Consider the following 23,423-nt stretch of genomic DNA (forward strand, 5'->3'; position numbering starts at 1 on the left):
ATCCAGGCGGGGGTTTCCAGAGAATATTTTAAATGGGCGCTGCGGCTTCCGTGCTGTTCAAGTAACGCCGACAACGGGGCAAACATCTGCTCAAGCACCTGCTGCCGGAATTGCCGTACCAGGGTGTAACCCACATCATCATTCCGGGCAGAGTGACCACTTTGACTTAGCAACAGGCGGTATTGCGTCAGCTGATGTTTCGCAACAATCTCAGGGCTGAGAATATCCAGCAATAATTGGCGCCAGCGTTTTAAAAAAATAGCACGGTTATCCAGCTGAATTTGGTGTAGTTTCTGCTCATTGAGTTGATCATGGCTTAGAAGACCATCACGAATTTGCTGGCCGCGGGCGCCTAAATCGTAGCCGCCATTACCCAGTAACCGGTACGCTTCGCCGCCAACAGTGCGGGCGTTAGCGGTCCACAAGACGCCGGCTTGCGGATTGGAGACACGCGGGTATTGTTCGGCGCTCAGATTTGCTGACCAGAAATTCGTGCCATCACTCCAGTCCTGGGCGCTATCCCAGTCAGTCAGTTGTCGCCGGGGCAAAGGCCCCAGAGGTGTCCAGCCGATATTGCCCTCTTTATCAGCCACCAGCAGATTCTGAGTGGGGATACCGGTTATCGCACCAAGCGCCAGCGCCTGGCTGGTATTTTTGCTGGTTTCTAAATCTAATAAGTTGAAATTGACAGCATTAGCATCATATGCCACCCAGCGTAAGGCAAAGGTATGCCCGCCATAACTGATAAATGGTCCCCACCGGGTTTCCTGTAATTGTAGTGAGTGATCTGCCGCATCTTTGACTTTTATCGTTTCATAATAGTGCTCGACAGGCTGCCAGCCCTCTTCGGTTAAATAGGCGTCACCATCCTTTGATAGCTGCAGCTCAATTAAATCGTGCCAGTCTGCGGTGCTGTTGGTAAAGCCCCAGGCAATATTGCCATTACTTCCTGCCACGATAGCTGGTACGCCAGCCAGGCTTAACCCTGTTACCTGCTGCCAGTTATCACCGTCGCGCCAGTTCAGTTGCACCTTATACCAGGTGCCGGGCGCTCTGATGGTTAAATGCATATCGTTCGCCACTATAGCACTGCCATGCTCAGTCAACCGGCCCATGACGGCCATATTGTTGCTACCCAAATCTGCGCTGTCTTTCGGGCTGCAATGTTGGCAGGACCCCGCCGCGCGCAATATATCCGGATAAGGAGTTTGTGGCAGCTTCTGCAATGTAACTTCAGTGTTATCAATCGCTGCCTGCCAGTCACTGCTGTGCTGTTGCAGAAAGTTAAACCATGGCTCTGGTATCGTCCGGCGTAGTATTGTCATGGCATATTCATCCCGGCCCATTTTGCCCTGTAATTCCAGGTACATATTATAAATTACCAGCACTGAGTCAGTTTCCTGCCACAGAGCAGGCCGGGCTCTGAGTAACGTATATTCAAACGGCTTAGCTTTTAATGATGCCAGGCCATCATTAACGCCGCGACTGTATGCACTGAGCAGCTGGAGCCTGGCCGGAGTAGCGTTAGCGAGAACGTCAGCAGCCCGGGCTGAGAACCGATGGCGGCGGCGCTCAATATCTGTTGGCAGGGCGCGTTCGCCAAACAGTTCTGAGAGAGTGCCTGCTGCGTTGCGCCGGGCCAGATCCATCTGAAAAAAACGCTCCTGTGCATGCGCAAACCCCATGCCATAAGCTGCATCGTTTCGATCAGAGGCGCTGATACTTAAGTAACCACGGGCATCTCGGTCAAGATTAACCGGGTTGGCGACAGCAGCCCGGTATTCTCCCTGATATTGCGGTAGACTTAACTGCAGCCAGATATAGCCCGCTGTGACAAGCCCAACGGTCATCAGAACGGTTATCAGCAGCAGCCATTTAATTCCTTTCATCATCTTGATCCGTTATCATAAAATCAAAAAACCAGCATAGCAGGAGCCCTTCGGATGGCGCAAAAAATTAAAGTATGGGATGGGGCGGTGCGGTTTTTTCACTGGGCTACGGTGCTGCTGGTGGCCGGCTTATGGTACAGCGGCACTGAGGGCTATATCGCCCTGCATCAGTTGCTGGCGTACTGCCTGGCGTCGTTGCTGGTTGCCAGAATAGCCTGGGGCTTCTGGGGCAGTCAGACTGCGCGGTTTTATAATTTTGCCGCAAGCCCGGAAACAGCGGTCCGTTATCTGGCGAATCCCAGGCCTGTGGTTGGTCATAATCCGGCGTCTTCTTATATGATCTTCAGCTTACTGGCGTTGCTATTCCTGCAGCTCATCAGCGGCCTTGCCACCTTCGACAACAGTTATATGAGTGACGGTCCGCTGGTTGCTCTGCTGCCGGCAAGCTGGGTTGACCTGGCCTCAGCGCTGCATAAACGTATTATTGATATCATTTTAATCCTGGTCACTGTGCATATTGGCTTTGCACTGTGGCATAGCTGGCGGCATCATAACGTGATTAAAACCATGATTACCGGCAGTACTGAGCTTAACGGCGAAGCTCAACCTGTAATGTGTTCTGGCTGGCGCTTTTTTGTTCTGCTGGCGGTATTATTACTTGTAATGTATTACTGGCAGGGGCGCCATTTACTGGCGCTGCTGTAACGGCAGCGCCGCGGCAAAAGTACAACAGAGGGCTTATTCTTTGTATTTGTCGTGACAGGCTTTACAGTTACGGGCAAAGTTACCAAATGCCTGGCGCAGCTGGTTACGATCGCCGGATTTTGCTGCCACCTGCAAGGCAGTGGCATCCGCAGCCAGCTTCTCACCCCGCAGCAGAAATTCGTCGATATTTTTCCAGATATCAGCTTTGGCATCGCCACCACCCTGCTCAGTGCCTGCTACCTGAAATGCCTCCCACGGCAACGTCGTTACCAGAACCAGTGCATCAGCGCGTTTTTGCAGCCGCTCCGGATCAAAAGCGACATCACCTTTTATCATGTCATTGATATCGCCCATATTATGCCTTATCAGCTGAAATGCTGCCTGGCGATACTTGACCGCATCTGTGGCATCAGTGAAGGCAGTCGCCGCCGACAACGGTAAAGACATAACTAGGGTGGCAAGGCCGGCAAACAGGGCTTTTTTCATTTGTTCATTCTCTTTTGTTGGTTTTGCATGCAATAATGATAAGGTAATTATCTGAGCACTCGGGCAGCAACTGTTGTACCAGACTGAATTTATTATAACAATAGCAAGGTCGCTTCTTTGAAGGATGTAAACACTAAACCAACAGGGATGAACTCGCTGGGGCTTAAGTTCTCGGTTGTGGTGTTTATTGCTATTACCGTGGCGGGTTTGGTGTTTGCCTATGCCGTACTCTGGTTGCAAGAGCAGGCGCTGACAGAGCAGCAACTGGTGGCCGTGCAGCGAACAGCAAAAAACTATGCCCGTCAGCTTGACCTGCAACTGGCTGATAAGGAAAAGTCTGCCATTTTTGCCAGCCAGATTATCAGCCGCTATTTAATTTCACAGACGGCCACTGGCCTAAATCTGCCGCGACCGGGCCCTGATAATATGGTGCGAGAGCAAGACAACTTTTCTGCTGCTTTAATTCCTGCTGCTAATCTTAATGCGAACTCCTCCGTCATCTTCAGTCACAGTAGGCTGTTGTGGCAGCAATTGTCACCATTAATGCTGCAGCAGTTTTCGGCTTTCTATTTTGTCGGTGAACACCAGTTTATCCGGGTCGCGCCGGCTGATCTGTTAGGGCAATTTAAGCCGTTGCATAACTTCACCACCGATATTTATTACCGGGAAGCAATGCCGGAAAATAACCCGGCTAAGTTACCGCGCTGGACACCGGTATATTATCACCCACTCTGGCACGAATGGGTGATAAGTATTGTGGTGCCGGTGTATATTAAAGAACAATTTGCCGGCGTGATTGTTGCCGATACGGCGTTGACTGATCTGACCCGGAACAGCCGGAATATCGGCTACTGGAGCCGTCATATCCAGACGTTATTATTCGACTCCACCGGTAACGCAATTAAAGCGCCGGCCGACAGTGTAAGCCATCTGGTCGCGCCAAATACACGCTATACCGGCGAACAGATCTCAGACCCGGCACTTCAAACTTATATATCACAGACGCTGCAGACGTCAGGCCCGCACTCCGCAAGCAGTAACAGCTATTTATTTGCGGCGGCAACATTGAAGCATCTGGACTGGCACGTCGCAGTGTATCAGGACAAAGCTGCGGTGATGGCCAGCCTTAATCAGTTTCGTGGTCGGCTGATAGCGATATTTATTATTGTTGCTGTTGCGCTCGCGGCATTGTTGCACCTTATCAGTTATCAGTTTGTGTTAAAGCGGTTACACAGGTTGTCTGGGGCAGTGGTAAAACTAAGTCGCGGCGATATTCAGCAGGTTAATCTGGATAATAAAAAGGATGAGATCGGTATGTTAAACCGGGCATTTACCGGTATGTCTGCTGAAATCTCACAACTGGTAACCGGTCTGAATGCCCGCATAGCGGAGAAAGAGCAGGCTGAGCGGGCAGCCCGCAAGTTAAGTAAAGCCGTGTCATTTTCCAGCTCTGGTATTTTATTAACAGATCCTGATCTGAAAATTGAATATCTGAATCCATTTCTGACAGAGCTGCTCGGTTGTGATGAACGCAGTGTGGTTGACCAGTCACTGAATATCCTGCTGGCTGATGAAATGGAACAACTGAGTATCGAAATTAGCCAGACATTGCATGAACGCCAGCATTGGCGCGGCGATATTTTATTACAGCACCAGAAATTACCTGCCAGGCAATTCTGGGTATCACTGGCCATTGCGCCTATCCGGGACGATATAGGCAACTTACTTAATTATGTCTGTGCAATGCAGGACATTTCGTTTATTAAACAAAGCCAGAAGCAAATGGAGCATCTGGCTTACTACGATATCCTGACCGGGTTAGCCAATCGCAGTTATTTCCGGGACCAGCTGCGCAAAGCTATCGCTATGGCGCATCGTGGCTATTATAACTTCGCCCTATTGTATTTTGACCTGGATGAATTTAAGCGTATTAATGACACCCTGGGCCATGATGCAGGAGACGAGCTGTTAAAAGAGGTTGCCAGAAGGCTGACCTCACGCCTGCGGGAGGAGGATACGATAGCCCGGTTAGGCGGCGATGAATTTGCAGTGATTTTAAGTGGTATCAAAGATCGCCATCAGGCATCAACTATTGTCGCTAATTTACAACAGGCGTTTCATGAACCGGTTAAATTAGGTCACCACGATGTGGCAATCAGTGCCAGTATCGGTATTACCGTGGCGCCTGAAGATGCTGCGGAAGAAGAATTACTGCTCAAGCATGCAGATCTGGCAATGTATGAGGCCAAGGCGCGTGGGAAAAATACCTTTCATTTCTTCAGTCAGGATTTAAATGATGCTGCCAACGAGAGGCTGCAAATTGAAAATCAGTTGCGCGAGGCAATCCGGCAAAATCAGTTCTTACTGTACTTTCAACCTAAAGTAGATATTCGTAGCGAAGTTATTATCGGATACGAGACACTGATCCGCTGGCTGCGGCCGGATAATAAGCTGGTGCCACCCGCTAAATTTATTCCAGTTGCAGAAAGTACCGGTCTTATCGTGCAGATTGGAGAGTGGATAATCCTGGAGGCCTGTCGTTTTCTGGCGCGCCAGCAAAGCAGGGGCTACGACGTAACCTTATCAATAAATTTATCGGTCCGTCAGTTTAATGATCAGGACCTGCCGCTCATTGTAGAGCGGATACTGAAGCGCACCGGCGTTAAACCACGGCAGGTGATCTTTGAAATTACCGAAAGTATGCTGATGGGCGACACTGATGCGGCTGTTAACCAGTTAAATCAGTTAAAACGTCTTGGCGTCTCTTTATCTATTGACGACTTTGGTACAGGCTATTCATCGCTGAGTTATCTGAAACGTTTTCCGGTTGATGAACTGAAAATAGACCGATCTTTCGTCAAAGATATCCCGCAGGACCGCAATGACATGGATATCGTCGCGGCGATTATCGCTATGGCCCAGAAGATGAATCTGCGCGTAGTGGCAGAAGGGGTGGAAACTGCCCAGCAGGTGGAGTTTCTGCGCAACAATGGTTGCTTTGAAGTACAGGGCTATTTTTACAGCATGCCCCTGGCAGAGCAGGAGCTCAGTCAGCTTAATTACATAGTTAATACCTAAATTCTTATAACATCAGGAAACATTTATGACACCCGCTCGCCTGTCCATGTTCAGCATGGCTCTGCTTGGTGCTTTTTGCACAGGTAGTATTGCCGACCAGACCTCACCGCAACTTGGCATTCGTGATAAAACACCTAATCTGCTCGCGCTGATTAACGCTACAGTGGTAACTGAGCCGGGTAAAACCCTGCCAGCAGCCATGGTACTGATCCGCGATGGCAAAATTGAAACTGTCAGCAGCAACGGTAAAGTACCTGCTGGTTACCGGCAGATTGATTTAACCGGATACCATCTGTACCCGGGCTTTATCGATCCGTACACCCAATATGGCGTGCCGGATGCCGGCAAGGATGAGGGGTTTAGTTTTGGTGAAAAGCCGGTGTACCAGAATGAACGGATTGGCGGCAATGCTGCCAATGCTGCTATTCATGCTGAGCAGCGCTGGGTTGATCAGTTTAAACCTGACGCTAAAGCGGCAGATGAGTTTCTCAAACAAGGTTTTACCGTTGTACAGGCTGCCCGGCATGACGGCATTTTCCGCGGTACTGGTTTTGTTGCGTCACTTGATCAGGGCCTGCCTAATGATCTGATTATTAAAGCCGACAGCCAGCAGTTCATGTCATTTAGTAAAGGCAGCTCAAAGCAGAGCTATCCCTCTTCCCTGATGGGCAGTATCGCGCTTATCCGCCAGACGTTTGCTGATGCCAACTGGTATCAGGCAGCGCAGAGCAAAGAAGATTTCCGCTTTGTCAGTGGCGGGGTGGAATATAATGCTGCACTGGCAAATGTCGCAGCGGCGCCAAAGCTTGGGGTATTATTTGAAACCAGCGATGAGCGGGCACTGCTCAGAGCGGATAAGCTGCTGGCAGAATTTAATATTACTAATGCCGCAATTTTAGGATCAGGCCATGAATATAACCGGCTGGCTGAAGTAAAAGCCAGTGGCCGTACACTGGTGTTACCGCTGGCTTTCCCGGCGGCGCCTGAAGTGACCCTGCCCGATCAGCATCTGGATGTCAGTCTGGCTGATTTACGCCACTGGGAGCGGGCGCCGGCTAATCCGGCTGCTCTGGCACAAGCCGGGGTATCTTTTGCCCTGACCAGCCATGGCCTGAAGAAAAAAACCGATTTTCTGCCTAACCTGCGAAGTGCCGTGAAACATGGTTTGAGCCAGCAACAGGCGTTAGCAGCATTAACAACGATACCTGCATCTATGTTAGGCCTGGAGCAGCAGCTGGGTAAAGTTGCCAGTGGTTATCAGGCCGATATCGTAGTCAGCCGTGGCGATTTATTCACCGATGGGGAAATTGTTGCCACTTGGTTACGCGGGCAGCTGCATGAGTTTGCTCCGTTAGATGCGCCGCAGTTTGCCGGTACCTACCCGTTGAATATTGCCGGAAACAGCTTTGATTTAACCCTTAGTGGCCACGCACCGAAATTAACGGGCGAGCTGAAACTGGCCGATGAGAAAGTGGCGCTGCAACATGTGCTGGTGCAGGGCCAGCATCTGCAGTTCAGTGTACCCCTGCAAAAACTGACCGGCACAGATACGGTTGCTCAGTTTAGCGGTATGCTGCGTGGTGCGACGTTAACGGGCCGCTGGCAGCATGCTGATGGCAGCCAGACCCCGGTAAGTGCAGAGCGTACTGCAGTCCCCGCAGCTGAAGCTGACGCTGGTAAGGCACCGGCGCCGATGATATCCCGCCTTACCTATCCGAACCGGGCGTTTGGCCGGGCGAATTTACCACAGCGGCAAAACCTGCATATTAAAAATGCCACGATATGGACAGCCACTGAGCAGGGCGTACTGCACAATACCGATATTATTGTCCGTGATGGCAAAATAAGCCGGATTGGCCAAGCGCTAACCACACCAGTGGGTTATACCGTTATTGATGGTAAGGATATGCATATTACCCCGGGCATTATCGATGAGCACTCGCATATTGCCACCGAGCAGGGCGTTAATGAAGGCAGCCATGCGAATACTGCCGAAGTGCACATTGGTGATGTGGTTAACCCTGATGATATTAATATTTACCGCGGTCTGGCAGGTGGGGTAACTGCCGTGCAACTGCTGCATGGCAGTGCAAATCCGATTGGCGGCCGGGCACAGATCATCAGCCTGCGCTGGGGCGAGTCGGCTGAAGGCATGAAGTTTGCCGATGCGCCTGGCAGCATTAAGTTTGCGCTGGGTGAAAACGTTAAGCAGTCAAACTGGGGCAGCGAGTTCACCAGCCGCTATCCGCAAACGCGGATTGGGGTAGATACCTTTATCCGGGATAACTTTCAGGCAGCAAAAGAATACCAGGCCCGCTGGCAGGCTTACAATAAATTGTCAAAGCGCCAGCAAAGCAAGGTACTGGCACCGCGGCGCGACTATCAGTTAGAGACTCTGGTTGAAATTATTGAGGGCAAGCGGCATATCCATACCCACTCTTATGTGGCTTCAGAGATATTAATGTTAATAGATGTGGCCGAAGAGATGGGGTTTAACATCCAAACCTTTACCCATATTCTGGAAGGCTACAAAGTTGCCACGGAAATGCAAAAGCACGGTGCCAGTGTTTCTACGTTTGCCGACTGGTGGGGTTTTAAAATGGAAGTTAACGATGCGATTCCAACTAATACCTGTCTGATGCACGAGCAGGGGCTGCTGGTCAGTGTTAACTCTGATGACCCGGGTTTATTACGCCGGCTAAATCAGGAAGCGGCGAAATCGACGATGTATTGTGGTATGGACGAGCACGAAGCGTTGAAAATGGTGACAATTAATCCGGCGAAACAGCTGAAAATTGACGATAAAGTAGGTTCGCTGGCCGAAGGTAAGCAAGCTGATCTGGTGCTATGGGATGGACATCCGTTATCAGTATATGCTCAGGTACAGCAAACCTGGATTGACGGTGCCCGCTATTTTGATCGCAGCGAGGATATCCGGCTACGTGCGGCTCAGCAGACAGAAAAGCAACAGCTGATCCAGAAGGTGCTCACGGCAGGCGAGTCAGCCCGCAGTGGTGTGGAAAATGGTTATAAGCAGGAAGACCCTATCTGGCACTGCGAAGACAATGCCGACTGGTTAAAACTGCGGTTTGGGGAGCATGCCGATCATACCGGTCATGCTCATACAAAAAACCATCAGTATCTGCAGCACTAGGGAGTCGCATAAGCAATGAAAACATTAAGCAAAATCGTGATGCTGGCAACGGCGCTGACCACAGCAGCGGCGGCAGCCGTAAACCCGGTGCCCGGTAACAAGCAGCAACAGCCATTGCTGTTACAAAACGCCATGGTTCACAGTGTCAGCGCTGCTCCCGCTAAGCAGGATGTATTACTGGTCGATGGTAAGATAGCAGCGATAGGCACCGGCTTAGCTGTGCCCGCTGGCGCACAGCAACTGGATTTAACCGGAAAGCATCTTTATCCGGGGTTAATTGCCCTGATTAACCAGCTGGGGCTGATTGAAGTTGAAGCGGTGCGTGCCACCCGGGACGATAGGGAAATCAGCTCAACTAATCCGGATTTACAGGTACAGGTAGCCTATAATGCCGACTCTGTTGTGATCCCGACCATTCGTAGTAACGGGTTTAGTCATAGCCTGATTTATCCGGACGGCGCGATGCTTACCGGCCGGTCAGCTTTAATGCAACTGGATGCCTGGAACTGGCAGGACGCCACAGTGCAGGCCAATGTTGGTTTGCATGTAAACTGGCCGCGAATGAGTATTCAAAATGGCTGGTGGGTGCGTGATAGTGCAGAAAAGCAGCGCGAAAATCAGCAGAAACAGCTAGCCGAGCTGCAGCAGTATTTTGAGCAGGCGCACGCTTATTATCTGGCCGAGCAGGCAGGCTTAAACACGGGTAAAGATTCACGTTGGCATGCCATGCTGGCGTTCTTCGAAGGTAAACTCCCACTGTTTGTCCATGCCGATGATCCGCGGCAAATGCGCCAGGCGATGTTGCTGGCTGACAAGTATCAGGTACGGTTGGTTATTGTCGGTGGCCGCGACAGCTGGCGCTTAGCCGATGAGCTTGCTAAAGCTAAGGTGGATGTGATCTACACCGCGCCTTACGGGTTACCAACCCGCGGCGATGAAGCCTATGACCAGGCATTCTCAGTGCCAGGTTTGTTGCGTGAAGCCGGGGTGAGGATAGCTCTGTCACTGGACGGTTTCTGGGATACCCGTAATCTGGTATTTGCCGCCGGCCACGTTACCCGCTATGGCCTGAGTAGCGAAGATGCGCTGCGGGCGCTGACCCTGGATGCTGCCGCTATTGCCGGTGTTGCAGACCGGCTTGGTAGCATCGAAGTGGGTAAAAGCGCCAGCCTGGTGGTATCGGATGGTGATATTTTTGATTACCGGGGCCATAAAATCGAACATTTATGGATTGATGGCCGTCAGGTTGATTTAAATAACCACCACAAGCAACTGCACGAACGGTTTAAGCAGCGTTATAACGACGCTGAGTAATATCACCCCCAGCTGTTTGAATCAGGTGCCAGTGGAAGCTGGCACTGTTATTTTCGGAGAGGCCATGTTGTATAAATTAACCATCGGCGCGCTGTTAGTGCTGCTTCTGAGCGGCTGTTATGCCGGTAAAGAAACCGAACCGCAAGCAGGCGCCCGTCCGGGTGCGATTGAAGCGCACCTGCGATTTCTGGCCAGTGATGAGTTGGAAGGGCGTGACACCGGCAGCCGGGGTCATCAAATCGCGGCAAATTATATTGCCAGTCAGTTTCAGGTGCTCGGCTTAAAGCCGGCCGGTGACAATGGCAGTTATTTTCAGCAGGTGCCGCTGCGCTCTGCCCGGCTGCAGCAGGAAAGCGTGAAACTGAGTTTTCGCCGCGGTGATAACGCGTGGTCGCTCAGTTACCCACAGCAGTTTTTTAGTGGCGCCTCGGTTAGTCAGACCGATATTGCGCTGAGCGCGCCACTGGTGTTTGTCAGTTATGGCCTGGTGTCAGAAGAGTTTGGTTTAGACGATTATGCCGGTCTGGATGTCAGCGGTAAGATCGTGGTACAGCTGGCTGGGTTACCGGCCTCGTTGCCAAGTGAAGAACGGGCCTATCTTGGGAGTATAAAAGGTAAACTCGCCGCAGAACGGGGCGCTGTCGGTGTTATCACCATTCACACACCGGTGCAGGAAAAAACCCGGCCTTATGCCAATAGCCTGCTGTATCTTAATACCCCCCGGTTAGCCTGGCTGGATGCCAACGGCGAACCTGGCGCAGCTGACAACAAATTAAAGGCCGGCGCTTATTTGCATCCCGAGGCGGCTGCGCGTTTATTTGAACAGGAACAGCAAAGCCTGACCGACATTTTTTTGATGCTTGACGCTGACCAGCATCCACGGGGTTTTGCGTTAGCCAGTGAAGCCAGTTTAAGTGCCAGCAGCAGCCATCAGCAGATCAGCAGTCCCAATGTGATTGCGGTGCTTGAGGGTAGCGATCCGACACTTAAGAACGAATATGTCGTGATCACGGCGCACTCTGACCATATTGGTTTTAGTAATGACTTACGCGCTGATGATAAAATCAATAATGGTGCCATGGACAATGCGGCCGGTATGGCTATTTTGCTGGAAACAGCAAGGATGTTCAGTGAACTGTCGGTAAAACCACAGCGTTCCATTTTATTTGTGGTGGTGACTGCGGAGGAAAAAGGTTTACTGGGAGCAGATTATTTCGCCACTCATCCTACCCGGCCACTGGCCAGTCTGGTGGCAAATGTTAATCTGGATATGCCGGTGTTACTGTATCCGTTTGCCGATTTAATCGCCTTTGGTGCGGATCACTCCACCCTGGGTGAGGTGGTCGCTGCCGCAGCCGCAAAAGAGGGTATCGCATTAAGTGCCGATCCGATGCCAGAGCAGGCTATTTTTACCCGCTCAGATCACTTTACCCTGGTAAAGCAGGGCGTGCCGGCGGTATTTCTGATGACGGGCTTCACCTCTAAAGATCCAGAGCAGGATGGCGCAAAAATATGGGGCAGTTTTTTTGCTAAGCATTACCACAAATCCTCAGATGATATTGCCAGCCTGAGCCGCGAGTATGGGCCTGTACGCTACGACGCCGGTGCCGTATTTGCCGATATTAACTTTAATATTGCGCTGGATATCGCTAATAATGCTCAGCGCCCGTTATGGAAGGCGGATAGCTTTTTTAATAAGGTATTTGGCAAGGAATATAACCGTCAATAAACCAGCCGGGCTGACAGCTTAATGTTGTCAGCCCAATGAAAAGGCTTTATTGCTCAAGCAGTTTAAACAACAACGCTTTTACCAGTTCCGGTTCAAAGGGTTTGTCGCACATTGCATTGATGCCGGACTGGGCAATATTACTTAAATGGGTATCATTTGCTTCACTGGTCACCATTAACACCGGTATATGCGACTGCTGGCTGTTTTCCCTGATAAACTGGGTCAGTTCGCGGCCATTGACCTCTGGCATGTTGTAGTCCGTTACCACCAAATCGAACATGTGCTGTTTTAATATCTCTATGGCTTGCCGGCCATCCTCGGCTTCTGTCAGATGCTGGATACCCAGATTACTCAAAACCCGTTTAATATGATTACGGGCCAGCCGGCTGTCATCCACCACTAATACCCGAATGTCGTGTACGTCAAACAGCGACAGTTCAAGCTCACTGGGACTTAATAAATCAATGGCGGCATTTAACGCTTTGCCTAAATGCGCGGTGGTAAAAGGTTTAGGCAAAATAGCAACGACACCAGATTGTTTAAATTCTTCTAACATCGCTTTGCGGGTTTCACTGGATACCAGCATAAATGGAATGTCTGCCAAAGCCGGTTGTTGCTTGATGTTTTGTAATAAATCCAGCGCGGTGCCATCGGCAAAATGTAAGGCGCAGGCAATTAAATCTGGCTGGTGGTCGCGCAGTTGTAGCAAGGCGCTACTGACCGAGCTGGCTTCACTGATATGCTGTACCTGTTCCTGCTTAAGGTGATGGCTGATAATTTTCCGCTGAGTCTCTGACGGCTCAACCAGTAAGATATGCAGTTGTGAGGGGGACAGTTGTTGCATGGTAATTTCCGTCGTTTGTGTTGATTCAGACGTGGCCCGGTTTAACCGCCGGCCCATTTTACGCTAAAACCAAGCTGATTCAGATATTGTTCAATCTGTTGCCGCTTGTCTGCCTGTATCTCAATAATGCCGTCTTTTACCGCACCGCCGCAGGCGCATTTTTTCTTTAACACGGAGCATATCTCATTAAGCTCAGCGGCTGTCCTGGCAATACCACTGATGGTCAGGACAGTTTTGCCACCGCGTCCTTTTTTCTCCCGACGCAGACGGACCGCTCCATCAGGATAGGCAGTACCGCCGGATTCAGCACCCCTGGATGAAGTCAGTCTGCCCGCATCAGTGCTATAGACCAGGGCGGTATTTTCACTGTGACCGTTGGCGGCATTACCGCTATCTGCTGGTTTGTCGGCCCGACCAAGCTGTTGTTGCCAGTCGGCCAGGGAGATTTTCTGTGCCATAACCGTTGCCGTAAAAATAAGGGAGCTGTTAACAGAAATGCCAGCTTACCGAGCGAACCTTGTGTCAGCAAGTTTTTCTCAGGCTGACTTGGCTTTTTAAGTGCTTCTGCTAAAATAGCGCGTCTTTTAGAAATCTGGATGGCTATGGCCCGGTGACGTATGCAGGCAATTGAATATTTAGAACGTAGTGGTTTGCTGAATGAGTATGGCGATATCAGCAGCGAAATTGAGCGGGCGCGGCTGGCATTAAATCAATATCTGCAAACTGCAACAGGCGAAGTCCGCTGGCAGTTTCAGGTGCCTGAGCTCGGTGAGGGCGGTGCTTGCAGTTTGTTTGGCCAGCTTGCTGCCGAACCTTATTCATTGCTACCAATTTTAGGGGGACAAACCCCGGCTAACCAGCTTGCGTTAAGTAAGTTAAGTGCGGTCGCCGATTATTATCAGCTGCAAAGTGGCCAGGACTGGTTTGGTATTTATCAGGCCCGCTATAATACGGCCGCTGAGCCGGTGCTGGTGAAACTGGCCTATTACGGGGCGCCATCACGGGCAGAATTTCCCCTGACCAGCGAGTTCGCCAAAATCAGCAATAACAGTACCGTGGGTTTGTCCGGCCGGGCGCGGGTGATCAACAGTGTGCCTGCTTATTTAGCGGCCGGCGGCGAATATTATACCTGCGATCCGAAAGTACAGGCCGAAGCCTGTTTGCCTCTGTTTGACCAATCAGGCAAAATAGCTGGTATTGTCGATGCAGAACATTTTCAGCAAGCTATTTTTACTCCCGCTGCCATGGCATTACTGATCTCGGTATGTTTGGTTGTGCCGGATCATTTACCTTAGCAGGTAAGCTAACCGCTTACTTTTATTGAACATTTTAACCAGGTAGAACCTTATGTTTTCTCAGTTACAAACTGTTGCCACTGATCCGATTCTGGGCCTGATGGCCGAATATAAAGCAGATCCTAACCCTAACAAGGTTGACTTAGGGGTCGGAGTATACAAAGACGAACAGGGCCATACCGCGGTACTTAAATGTGTAAAAGAGGCCGAAGCGCTGCGTCTGAAACAGGAAGACAGCAAAACCTATATTGGTATGGCAGGCGATCTGACCTTTAACAACCATATTGAAAAGCTGGCGTTTGGCAAGGCCCACCAGGTGTTAATGGCCAACCGGGTAACAACAGCGCATACCCCGGGCGGCACAGGCGCATTGCGGGTAGCGGCTGAGTTTATTAAAAGAGCCAACCCCGATGCCACTATCTGGGTGACGACACCTACCTGGGCAAACCATATTTCTCTGTTTCAGGCAGCAGGCTTAAAGGTTAAAGAATACGCTTATTATGATTACAGTACCAAGGGTTTGCAGAGTGAGCAGATGTTTGCCGATCTGAGCAAGGTACCGGCCGGTGACGTGGTGCTGGTGCACGCCTGCTGCCATAACCCCAGTGGTATGGATTTAAATTTTGAGCAGTGGCAAAGGTTTACCACTATTGCTAAAGAACGTGGTTTTACGCCGCTGGTCGATATGGCCTATCAGGGTTTTGGTGCCGGGCTCGATGAAGATGCTGCCGGCCTGCGTTATCTGGCTGATAATGTGCCTGAACTGCTGCTGTGCAGTTCTTGCTCGAAAAACTTTGGTTTGTACCGCGAACGGATTGGTGCGGTCAGTATTGTCACGGAAAACAGTAAAGTGGCTGAGATTGCCCGGGTCAATCTGTTAAGTGTGGTGCGCAGTATCTATTCTATGCCACCAGCGCATGGCGCGATTATTGTAAGCCATATTCTTGATAGTCAGGAGCTGACTACATTATGGCATCAGGAACTGGCGGAAATGCGTAACCGGATTAACGCTTACCGGCAGCTGATTATTGATAAATTAGCAGCAGAAGGCGTAACTGACGATTTTAGCTTTATTACCCGTCAGCATGGTATGTTTAGCTTCCTGGGTATTAGTAAAGCACAGATTGAGCGCTTAAAATCAGAATTCAGCATCTATATGGTGGGGTCAAGCCGGGTCAGTATTGCCGGCCTAAATCACAGTAATATTGATTATTTTGCAAAGTCGGTCGCGACAGTATTAAAAAGCTAAACTTGCTTTTGATCATCTGGCTACCGGTCAAAGCCGCCCGCTGAGCAGGGGCGGCTTTATTATTTTAATAACTGATTAAACCTTCGCCGAAACTCAGCCATTTTTGGTGCAATAATAAACTGACAGTAACCCTGCTGTGGGTTTTGCAAAAAATAGCCCTGATGATAATCTTCGGCCGGGTAAAACGTCTGGGCGGGACTTATTTCAGTGACGACAGGTTCGGCAAACAGTTGCTGTTCAGTCAGCTCCTGCACAACCTCTTTCGCGGTGTCGGCCTGCTGCTGGCTGTGAAAAAAGATAGCCGAGCGATACTGCGTTCCGATATCGTTGCCCTGGCGATTAAGTTGGGTCGGATCATGCAGCGTGAAAAATATCTGACATAACTGCTTAAAGTTAATCTGCTCGGGATCATACCGTACCTGGACCACTTCGGCATGACCGGTCGTACCGGTGCAAATACTCCGGTAATCCGGATTAGTAGTATGGCCACCCATGTAGCCGCTTACTGCCTGCTCCACACCTTTTAGCTGATTCAGGGCAGACTCCAGACACCAGAAACATCCTGCGCCAAAAGTGGCAATCTGATTGCTCATTATTACTCCGTTCAGTTTGACTGCACCGTTAATAGGACGACTTGCCAGTAGCGTTACAGATCGGGATTTACCAGCATAGCGTAGTAAACGTCAACGTCAACGGTTTATCAAGGACCCTAATATGACAGTGGCAGTAATCGGTGCCGGCATGGCTGGTGCTGCAGCGGCTAATACCCTGACAATGGCCGGCTTACCGGTAGAGGTTTTTGATAAAGGACGATCGCCAGGGGGCAGGATGAGCTCTAAACGAAGTGGTGATCGGTATCTGGATTTAGGCGCCCAGTACTTTACTGCCCGCAGCGCACCTTTTCAGCAACAGCTGGAACATTGGCTGGCAGAGGGGGTGGTGAACTGCTGGCAGGCTAAGTGTTACAAGTTTGAGTTTGGTCAGTTGGCCAGTTCAGAGGATCTGACACCCCGCTTTATTGGCAAGCCGTCGATGCAAGCACCGGTCAGGTCGTTGCTTGGTAATACGCCGCTGCGCCTGAATTGCCGGATAAGCCGGCTGCGATATCAGCAGATCAGCCCGGCAACCACAGCCGGGGGCTGGTATTTATTCGATCAGCATAATAGTCAATTCGGCCCCTATCAGGCTGTTATCCTGACGCTGCCTCCGGTTCAGCTGCAAACCCTGCTGGCAACGCTTTTCCAGCCTGGGGAGTCCGGTTACGCCGATATTCATCAGCTACTGCTGCAATTACAGCCTCAGATATTGCTACCCTGTTGGGCGGTTAATCTGCAACTGACTGAGCCGATACAAACCCGCGCTGATGCGGTTTTTGTAAAGGAAGGCAACGTTAGCTGGCTGGCCCGGCAAAACAGTAAACCGGGCCGGCCAACCGCTGCAGAAAACTGGCTGGTACATTTTAGTCCGCAGTGTTCTGTATTACATTTGCATGCCAGGCCATCTGAGCTGGCAGCGCTTGCCAAAGCGGAGCTGGAAATGATATTTGAGCAGTCGGTTTCGGTTACTGATGTCCTGACTCATCGCTGGTTATATGCTCAGATTAATCCAGCCCTTACCCAGCGTAAGCCTGATTATCACCAGCGCTTAAAGCTGAGTGTGGCGGGGGACTGGTTAATGGGCGGCAGAGTTGAAAATGCATATTTAAGCGGCGTGGCCGCAGCAAACGAGGTAATAGCGGATGTCTGAACAGGTTTTGATTATTGGCGCCAGCAGTGGTATTGGTCAGGGGCTGGCGCAGCATTATATGGAGCAGGGGCACCAGGTGCAGGCCATCAGCCGGAGTCAGTGCCCGTCATCACTTGCAAAGCCAGCGATGCGCTGGTTACAACTTGATACTACGGCTGCAGGCGATGTTACAGAGAGCGCTGTGAACAAAGCGGTGACTGAAGCTATTACAGCGACTCCCGGCATCATTTTTATTTGTCAGGGCTGGCTGCACGATAATCAGCATGGCCCGGAGAAAACACTGCGCCAGTTATCTGCAGCACAAATGCAAAAAAGTTTTACCATTAATGTCTGGCAGCCTGCGTTATATTTAAAAGCCCTGTTTAGCTACTTAACCAGGCAGTCTGACGTAAGAGTTTTAGTGCTTAGCGCAAAAGTAGCCAGTATTACCGACAATGAGCTGGGTGGCTGGTACAGCTACCGGGCAAGTAAAGCTGCCGTTAATATGCTGGTTAAAACCAGCAGTATTGAGCTTGGCCGCTACAATAAAACTGCAGCGCTGGTCAGCGTGCATCCGGGTACCACTGACACCGCATTATCTGCCCCCTTTCAGGCAAACGTGCCCGCCGGTCAACTGCAATCGGCCGGCGCCACCGCAGTCCGGCTTGCCGCTGTGGCGGCGCAGTTAACGCCCCGGCACAGCGGCAAGCTGCTGAACTGGGACGGAACCGTATTACCCTTTTGATATTAACCGATAAACCTTTGTCTATCTGGGTGAAACTTCATCTGCAGCATGCTCATCCGGCAACTGCTGTTCAAGTTGGGTAATTTGCTGGCTGAGCGCTTTTGGTGAACCGGTATTACGGGCCAGCGCGATATAGGTTACCGGCACGACGTACAGGGTTAACAGCGTTGCTAAGGCAACACCGCAGAAAATGACCATTCCTATCACCATCCGGCTTTCTGAGCCTGGGCCACTGGCCAGGATCAACGGTAAACTGCTCATAATAGTGGTAAAGCAGGTCATCGTAATGGGCCGCAGTCGCTGAATTGCTGCCCGGCGCACCGCATCTTCAAATGCGACACCGGCATCGCGTAGCTGATTAGCAAACTCGACAATCAGAATACCGTTTTTAGCAACCAGACCAATCAGCATGACCAGTCCGATCTGGCTGTAGATATTCAGTGACATATCAAAGAAATATAATCCTGACAGAGCACCAACCAGACCCAGTGGTACCGTAATCATGATAACCAGCGGATGAATAAAGCTTTCAAACTGAGCCGCCAGCACCAGATACGTAATAACCAGCGCCAGCATAAATACCAGTAAAGTTGACTCACCACTTTCCTGAAACAGCTGTGACTCACCCTTATAGTCAATGCCCACGGTATCCTGAATCTCAGTCTGTACTATGGTTTCCAGATATTCGAGGGCTTCGCCAAGGCTATAGCCTGGTGCCAGACTGGCAGAGATGGTAATTGAGCGCATCCGGTTATAGCGATTCAGCGCGGCGGCCGTTGCTTCTTCGCGCAACGTGACCAGGTTATCCAGTGGGATTAGCTGACCACTGCTGTCAGAGCGGATAAACACATCTTTGATAGAACCCGGCGCCTGGAAATCGTCATCCCAGCCTTCCAGAATCACGTCGTATTCGCGGCCTTTATCTATAAAGGTCGTTACCCTCCTGCCACCAAGCATCGCTTCCAGTGCCCGGCCGATAGCGCCAACGGAAATACCAAGATCACCAGCCCGTTCAGTATTAATTTCTACTAATACTTGTGGCACTGTCTCTTTGTAGTCGTGATCCAGCATCAGCAGGTTAGGGTTTTCACTGGCTTTGTTTATAACGATATCACGCCAGCGGGCAAGTTCCTCATAAGTGTTGCCCTGCAGCACAAACTGCACCGGCCGGCTACCACCGCCGCCGCCGCCCAGGCCACTGCGCATAAAGGTAAAGGCGCGTACATCAGGTAATTCATTAATTTTTGCTGCCACTTCCGGCATGATCTCAGCGGTGCGTCTTTGGCCATTGTTCCAGTTTTCGGTGCCAACTATCGCAATACCGCCGCTGCCGCCCCAGCCGGGTACCCGGATAAGCAACCGGTTAAGTTCACCCCTCTCGTAATACGGCATCAGAATATCTTCAATTAATCGCATGTTCCGGCTATTGCTCTGATAACTGGCGCCCTCAGCCGGGGTCATTGAAATAAAGAAAGTACCCCGATCTTCAGTTGGTGCTAACTCAGATGGGAGCATCGTTACCAACTGATAGCTGGCAGCAAAACACAGCACGACGACAATCAGGGTGGGCCAGCGGGTTTGGGTTACCACATTCAGTTGTCTGCGATAACCATTTTCAAGTTTGGCAAAGCCGCGGTGTAGCGCCGCCCCCAATTTCGATTCACGTTTGCGATGCTGCAACAATTTGCTGCATAACATCGGTGACAAGGTCAGGGCGGTAACACTGGAGAACGCGACCGCCGCTGCGATAGCCAGCGCAAACTCAGTAAACAGTTTTCCCAGTTGTCCTTGCATAAACACCAGTGGCACAAAGACAGCGATCAGTACCAAGGTTGTCGCGATGACTGCAAAGCCTACCTCCCGGGCACCGCGATAAGCGGCCAGCAATGGCGGTTCGCCGGTTTCTATTCGCCGGTAGATATTTTCCAGCACGACAATAGAGTCATCCACCACCAGACCGATGGCCAGCACCATCGCCAGCAACGTCAGCAGGTTTATTGAAAAATCGAGCGCAAACAACACGGTCACTGCAGCAACCAGCGCTACCGGTACCGTAATAGCCGGTATAAACGTGGCCCTGATATTGCCAAGGAACAGAAAGATGACTAATACCACCATACCCATGGCAATGCCCAGGGTGTTGTAGACTTCCTTTATCGACTCAGAGATAAACAGTGACGAATCATAGCCAGGCTCAATGGTCGTGCCTGGCGGTAACTGGGCTTTAATCCGCTCCATTTCTGCCCGGGCGCTTTTCACCACCTCCAGCGTATTGGCTTTGGATTGCTTAATAATGCCAATCCCTAACAGATTTTTGCCATCGCCGCGAAACTCACTTTCTTCATCTTCTGAAGACAGCATCACATCGGCTACTTCACCAAGACGCACCAGATAGTTGTCAGCGCCGCGTTTGATGACCAACCGCCGGAAATCCTGTTCAGTTTTGTAGGTGCGGATAACCCGCACTGTAAAATCCCGGTCAACCGATTTAATGTTCCCTGCCGGTAACTCCACGTTTTCGCTGCGCAGTACATTTTCGATGTCCTGTACGGTAACACCCCGGGCTGCCATGGCATCCCGATCCAGCCAGACCCGCATGGCATAATCGCGGGAGCCGCCTAACTGAATTCTGGCGACGCCATCGACCACAGAAAAGCGTTCAACAATATAACGGTTGGCATAGTCGGTCAGCTCCAGCGTGCTCATGTTTTCACTGTTAAGCACAAACCAGGCAATAGTGTCTTCGTCTGCATTGGCTTTGGATACTTCAGGCGGATCAGCCTGATCTGGCAGATTATTTAAGGCCCGGGCCACACGATCCCGAACGTCATTGGCTGCAGAGTCAATATCGCGCTCTACATTAAATTCGATAGTAATGCTGGAGCGACCATTGCGACTGTTGGAGTTAATGCTCTTAATGCCTTCAACACCGCTGATCCGGTCTTCCAGCACCTGAGTAATTTTTGTTTCAACAATTTCTGCTGAGGCACCGGGATAATTGGTATTGATGCTGACAATAGGGGAGTCAATATCGGGAAACTCGCGCAGGGGCAGCATGGTAAAACAGACAATACCAAATACGACCAACAGCAGATTGACCACAGTGGCAAATACCGGGCGTTTAACCGACAAATCTGATAACAGCATTATCGTGCTCCGACCCGGTTAATTTTAATGCCAGGGCGGACTTTCTGAATACCTTCCACCACGATTTCTTCACCCTCTGCCAATCCTGAGGTAATTTCAACCCAACCCGGAATACGCTGGCCAACGTCAACCTCCCGCCGGCTGACCGTGTTATCGCTATTGACCACAAATACAAACTGCTGGTTTTGCTGCGGAATTAAAGCGCGTTCTGAGATTTGTAATACCGCTACGTTAGACAGTTCGACTTTAACATTTAGCAGCATGCCGGGTCGTAAGCGTAAATCACTGTTATCCAGTGTGGCATGCACCCTGATTGAGCGGGTTACCGGGTCCAACCGGGTATCGATTGCACTGACCTGACCGATAAAGTCGACATCGCCATAGGCAACGTTAGTGACCGTCACCGGCATTCCCCGTTTAATTTCAGCCAGATAATGTTCAGCGACACTGAACTCGACTTTCAGGGTATTCAGGTCGTCCAGGGTGGTCAGCACAGTGCCGGCATTGACATAGGCACCTTCACTGACCTGACGCAGCCCCAGATAACCATCAAAGGGAGCTCGGATAGTCAAATCGTTGAGCTGTGCTTTGGCAATATCAATTTGTGCCAGAGTAGTATTAACCCGGGTTTGCTGTTCATCCAGCAGTGATTGGGCTGTGGCCTGAGTTGTTGCCAGGTTTTCCAGCCGCTCCAGCTGGCGGCGCTGATCGGTCAGTATTGCTGATAGTTCTGCAATTCTGGCCAGCTGCTGGACATTATTCAGCCTGGCAATAATATCGCCGGCTTTAACCTGTTTCCCTTCCTGAATATTCAGCTCAATTAAAAAGTCGCTGACCGGCGCAACAAGCTGCACCGAATGATTGGCGATACCATTCCCTATGGCAGTAATCTGCCGGATCATCGGTTTTACGGTAACTTTAGCGGTACTGACGGCCACCGGTGAGCCGCCGCCTCTGCCGGATGCCGTGCTTTGTTGTTGCTGCCAGTTCAGGAAGCCAACAAATACCACTAAGGCTAATAAAATGACCCAGATGAGACGAGAATGAGTTTTTGTCACAATGACTCCGCTTACCGCATGATAATACTTTGAGTGTATTGTATGGTTTAATTGAGTAAACAGATGTTCTGTTATCGCAATCATGGCGGCGTTGGTCGTATTCCTGTGTCTTTTGCGCTGATCCGCCTTAGCAGCGAGTGCTGTATTGAGAGTGTCAGCCTGTTAAACACGGTCATAATCGTTATAAGGGGGAGTTATGGAACCCATTCTAGTCAGCCAGAGCAGCCACCAGGGCGGCGCCCGCTTGCTGCTTAGCGGTTTGGGCGCATTGCTGGGGCTGGTTTTATTTACCGTACTGTTTGCCGGCCAGTTTAATTTATTGCTGGCACTGGCCTATATTGGTGCGGGCATGGCGATATTCCTCGGTGTTGCCAAACTGGCAGAACCGAAGCACTTTTTACGGTGTGATGAATATGGGGTCCATTATTATCATCGCTATGGCAGCTGGTCTCTACCATGGAGCTGCTTTATGTATTGTGCTGTGCCGCAGCTGGAGCAGCAGGACTTATCGTTTATCGGTTTTAAGGTGACAGATTATGATGCCGTGTTACAACCGTTAAAATTACGGCTGGCTGTGCGACTGATGACGGAGCAGCGGCCATTATTTATCTCTGCCGTGAAACAGGGGTGCACCGGCGGCCAGTGTGCCAGTGAATTACTGGCTGAGAAAGATGTGTTTGCGACAGCAACTCAGCGTTACGATGGCATTAAAGCCATGTTTGCTCACAGAATGCAACGGCTGGGATTAGCCAGCGGTTTTGATTTGTTTGTACCCAGCTCACTCAGTGCTGAGCAAACGGTGGCACTTTGCCGCCAAATTAACCAGGCGCGGCTACAAATAATCCAGAATACAGCAACCTAGACACACTGCTGACTGTGTATCATAATAAGCAGATACTATTTTCTGGCAGGATGGTGCATGAACAGCTACGACAAAGCATTTCTGGTTAGCGGGCGAAATACCCTGATCCATAAAAATAAGAAACTTGATTTAATTGTTATTAA

General features: G+C 50.6%; 17 protein-coding genes. 10 read left to right on the plus strand and 7 right to left on the minus strand.

Annotation, left to right across the window (positions count from 1 at the left end):
• Positions 1-1,892, minus strand: a 1,892-nt coding sequence (locus R3177_RS04680; RefSeq protein ID WP_318969876.1) for a penicillin acylase family protein, incomplete at its 3' end; no start/stop codon positions are given.
• 51 nt (positions 1,893-1,943) lie between these two features.
• Here R3177_RS04680 and R3177_RS04685 point away from each other — a divergent pair.
• The gene (locus R3177_RS04685; protein ID WP_318969877.1) at positions 1,944-2,594 is read left to right on the plus strand and encodes a cytochrome b/b6 domain-containing protein; all 651 of its coding nucleotides are present in this window, start codon (positions 1,944-1,946) and stop codon (positions 2,592-2,594) included.
• Positions 2,595-2,627: 33 nt separating this feature from the next.
• Here the strand turns inward: R3177_RS04685 and R3177_RS04690 are convergent, their stop codons facing one another.
• Positions 2,628-3,080 carry a cytochrome c gene (locus R3177_RS04690; protein WP_318969878.1) on the minus strand — a complete coding sequence of 151 codons (453 nt, stop codon included), beginning with the start codon at positions 3,078-3,080 and terminating at the stop codon, positions 2,628-2,630.
• Positions 3,081-3,197: 117 nt separating this feature from the next.
• Between R3177_RS04690 and R3177_RS04695 the strand changes: the two genes are divergently transcribed.
• From R3177_RS04695 to R3177_RS04710, 4 genes are all read left to right on the plus strand, one after another.
• Positions 3,198-6,158 carry an EAL domain-containing protein gene (locus R3177_RS04695; protein ID WP_318969879.1) on the plus strand — a complete coding sequence of 987 codons (2,961 nt, stop codon included), beginning with the start codon at positions 3,198-3,200 and terminating at the stop codon, positions 6,156-6,158.
• Positions 6,159-6,183: 25 nt separating this feature from the next.
• Complete coding sequence (locus R3177_RS04700) at positions 6,184-9,312, plus strand: amidohydrolase family protein (protein WP_318969880.1); 3,129 nt, start codon at positions 6,184-6,186, stop codon at positions 9,310-9,312.
• Between the two features lie 15 nt (positions 9,313-9,327).
• Positions 9,328-10,626, plus strand: coding sequence for an amidohydrolase family protein (locus R3177_RS04705; protein WP_318969881.1), 1,299 nt, complete (start codon positions 9,328-9,330; stop codon positions 10,624-10,626).
• A gap of 64 nt (positions 10,627-10,690) precedes the next feature.
• The gene (locus R3177_RS04710; RefSeq protein ID WP_318969882.1) at positions 10,691-12,355 is read left to right on the plus strand and encodes a M28 family metallopeptidase; all 1,665 of its coding nucleotides are present in this window, start codon (positions 10,691-10,693) and stop codon (positions 12,353-12,355) included.
• Positions 12,356-12,401: 46 nt separating this feature from the next.
• Here R3177_RS04710 and R3177_RS04715 read toward each other — a convergent pair whose 3' ends face one another.
• Both R3177_RS04715 and R3177_RS04720 read right to left on the minus strand, forming a co-directional pair.
• The gene (locus R3177_RS04715; RefSeq protein WP_318969883.1) at positions 12,402-13,199 is read right to left on the minus strand and encodes a response regulator; all 798 of its coding nucleotides are present in this window, start codon (positions 13,197-13,199) and stop codon (positions 12,402-12,404) included.
• A 41-nt stretch (positions 13,200-13,240) separates the two neighbouring features.
• A complete protein-coding gene (locus tag R3177_RS04720; protein ID WP_318969884.1) occupies positions 13,241-13,657 on the minus strand; it encodes a translation initiation factor in 417 nt (138 codons plus the stop codon).
• 159 nt (positions 13,658-13,816) lie between these two features.
• On the opposite strand from R3177_RS04720, the gene R3177_RS04725 reads away from it, so the two are divergent.
• On the plus strand, positions 13,817-14,494 hold the full coding sequence (locus tag R3177_RS04725) for a histidine kinase (RefSeq protein ID WP_318969885.1): 678 nt from the start codon (positions 13,817-13,819) through the stop codon (positions 14,492-14,494).
• Positions 14,495-14,546: 52 nt separating this feature from the next.
• Entirely contained in the window at positions 14,547-15,743 is a 1,197-nt protein-coding gene (locus tag R3177_RS04730; protein ID WP_318969886.1) for an amino acid aminotransferase, read from the plus strand.
• 59 nt (positions 15,744-15,802) lie between these two features.
• Here R3177_RS04730 and msrA read toward each other — a convergent pair whose 3' ends face one another.
• Entirely contained in the window at positions 15,803-16,336 is a 534-nt protein-coding gene (msrA, locus tag R3177_RS04735; RefSeq protein ID WP_318969887.1) for a peptide-methionine (S)-S-oxide reductase MsrA, read from the minus strand.
• 121 nt (positions 16,337-16,457) lie between these two features.
• Between msrA and R3177_RS04740 the strand changes: the two genes are divergently transcribed.
• Positions 16,458-17,489 (plus strand): NAD(P)/FAD-dependent oxidoreductase, encoded by a 1,032-nt coding sequence (locus R3177_RS04740; protein ID WP_318969888.1) that lies wholly within the window; start codon positions 16,458-16,460, stop codon positions 17,487-17,489.
• Positions 17,482-18,213: an SDR family NAD(P)-dependent oxidoreductase gene (locus R3177_RS04745; RefSeq protein WP_318969889.1), complete on the plus strand. Its 732-nt coding sequence runs from the start codon at positions 17,482-17,484 to the stop codon at positions 18,211-18,213. Before R3177_RS04740 ends, R3177_RS04745 begins: the two co-directional genes overlap by 8 nt.
• A gap of 21 nt (positions 18,214-18,234) precedes the next feature.
• On the opposite strand, the gene R3177_RS04750 is transcribed toward R3177_RS04745, so the two are convergent.
• Both R3177_RS04750 and R3177_RS04755 read right to left on the minus strand, forming a co-directional pair.
• The gene (locus R3177_RS04750) at positions 18,235-21,360 is read right to left on the minus strand and encodes an efflux RND transporter permease subunit (RefSeq protein ID WP_318969890.1); all 3,126 of its coding nucleotides are present in this window, start codon (positions 21,358-21,360) and stop codon (positions 18,235-18,237) included.
• Positions 21,360-22,418, minus strand: a complete 1,059-nt coding sequence (locus R3177_RS04755; protein ID WP_318969891.1) for an efflux RND transporter periplasmic adaptor subunit — start codon at positions 22,416-22,418, stop codon at positions 21,360-21,362. The genes R3177_RS04750 and R3177_RS04755 overlap by 1 nt, the downstream gene beginning before the upstream one ends.
• A 196-nt stretch (positions 22,419-22,614) precedes the next feature.
• Here R3177_RS04755 and R3177_RS04760 point away from each other — a divergent pair, with 196 nt between their 5' ends.
• Positions 22,615-23,280, plus strand: coding sequence for a DUF2982 domain-containing protein (locus R3177_RS04760; RefSeq protein WP_318969892.1), 666 nt, complete (start codon positions 22,615-22,617; stop codon positions 23,278-23,280).
• Positions 23,281-23,423: the final 143 nt, after the last annotated feature.

Source organism: Arsukibacterium sp., from assembly GCF_033722355.1.
Taxonomy (GTDB): Bacteria; Pseudomonadota; Gammaproteobacteria; order Enterobacterales; family Alteromonadaceae; genus Alishewanella.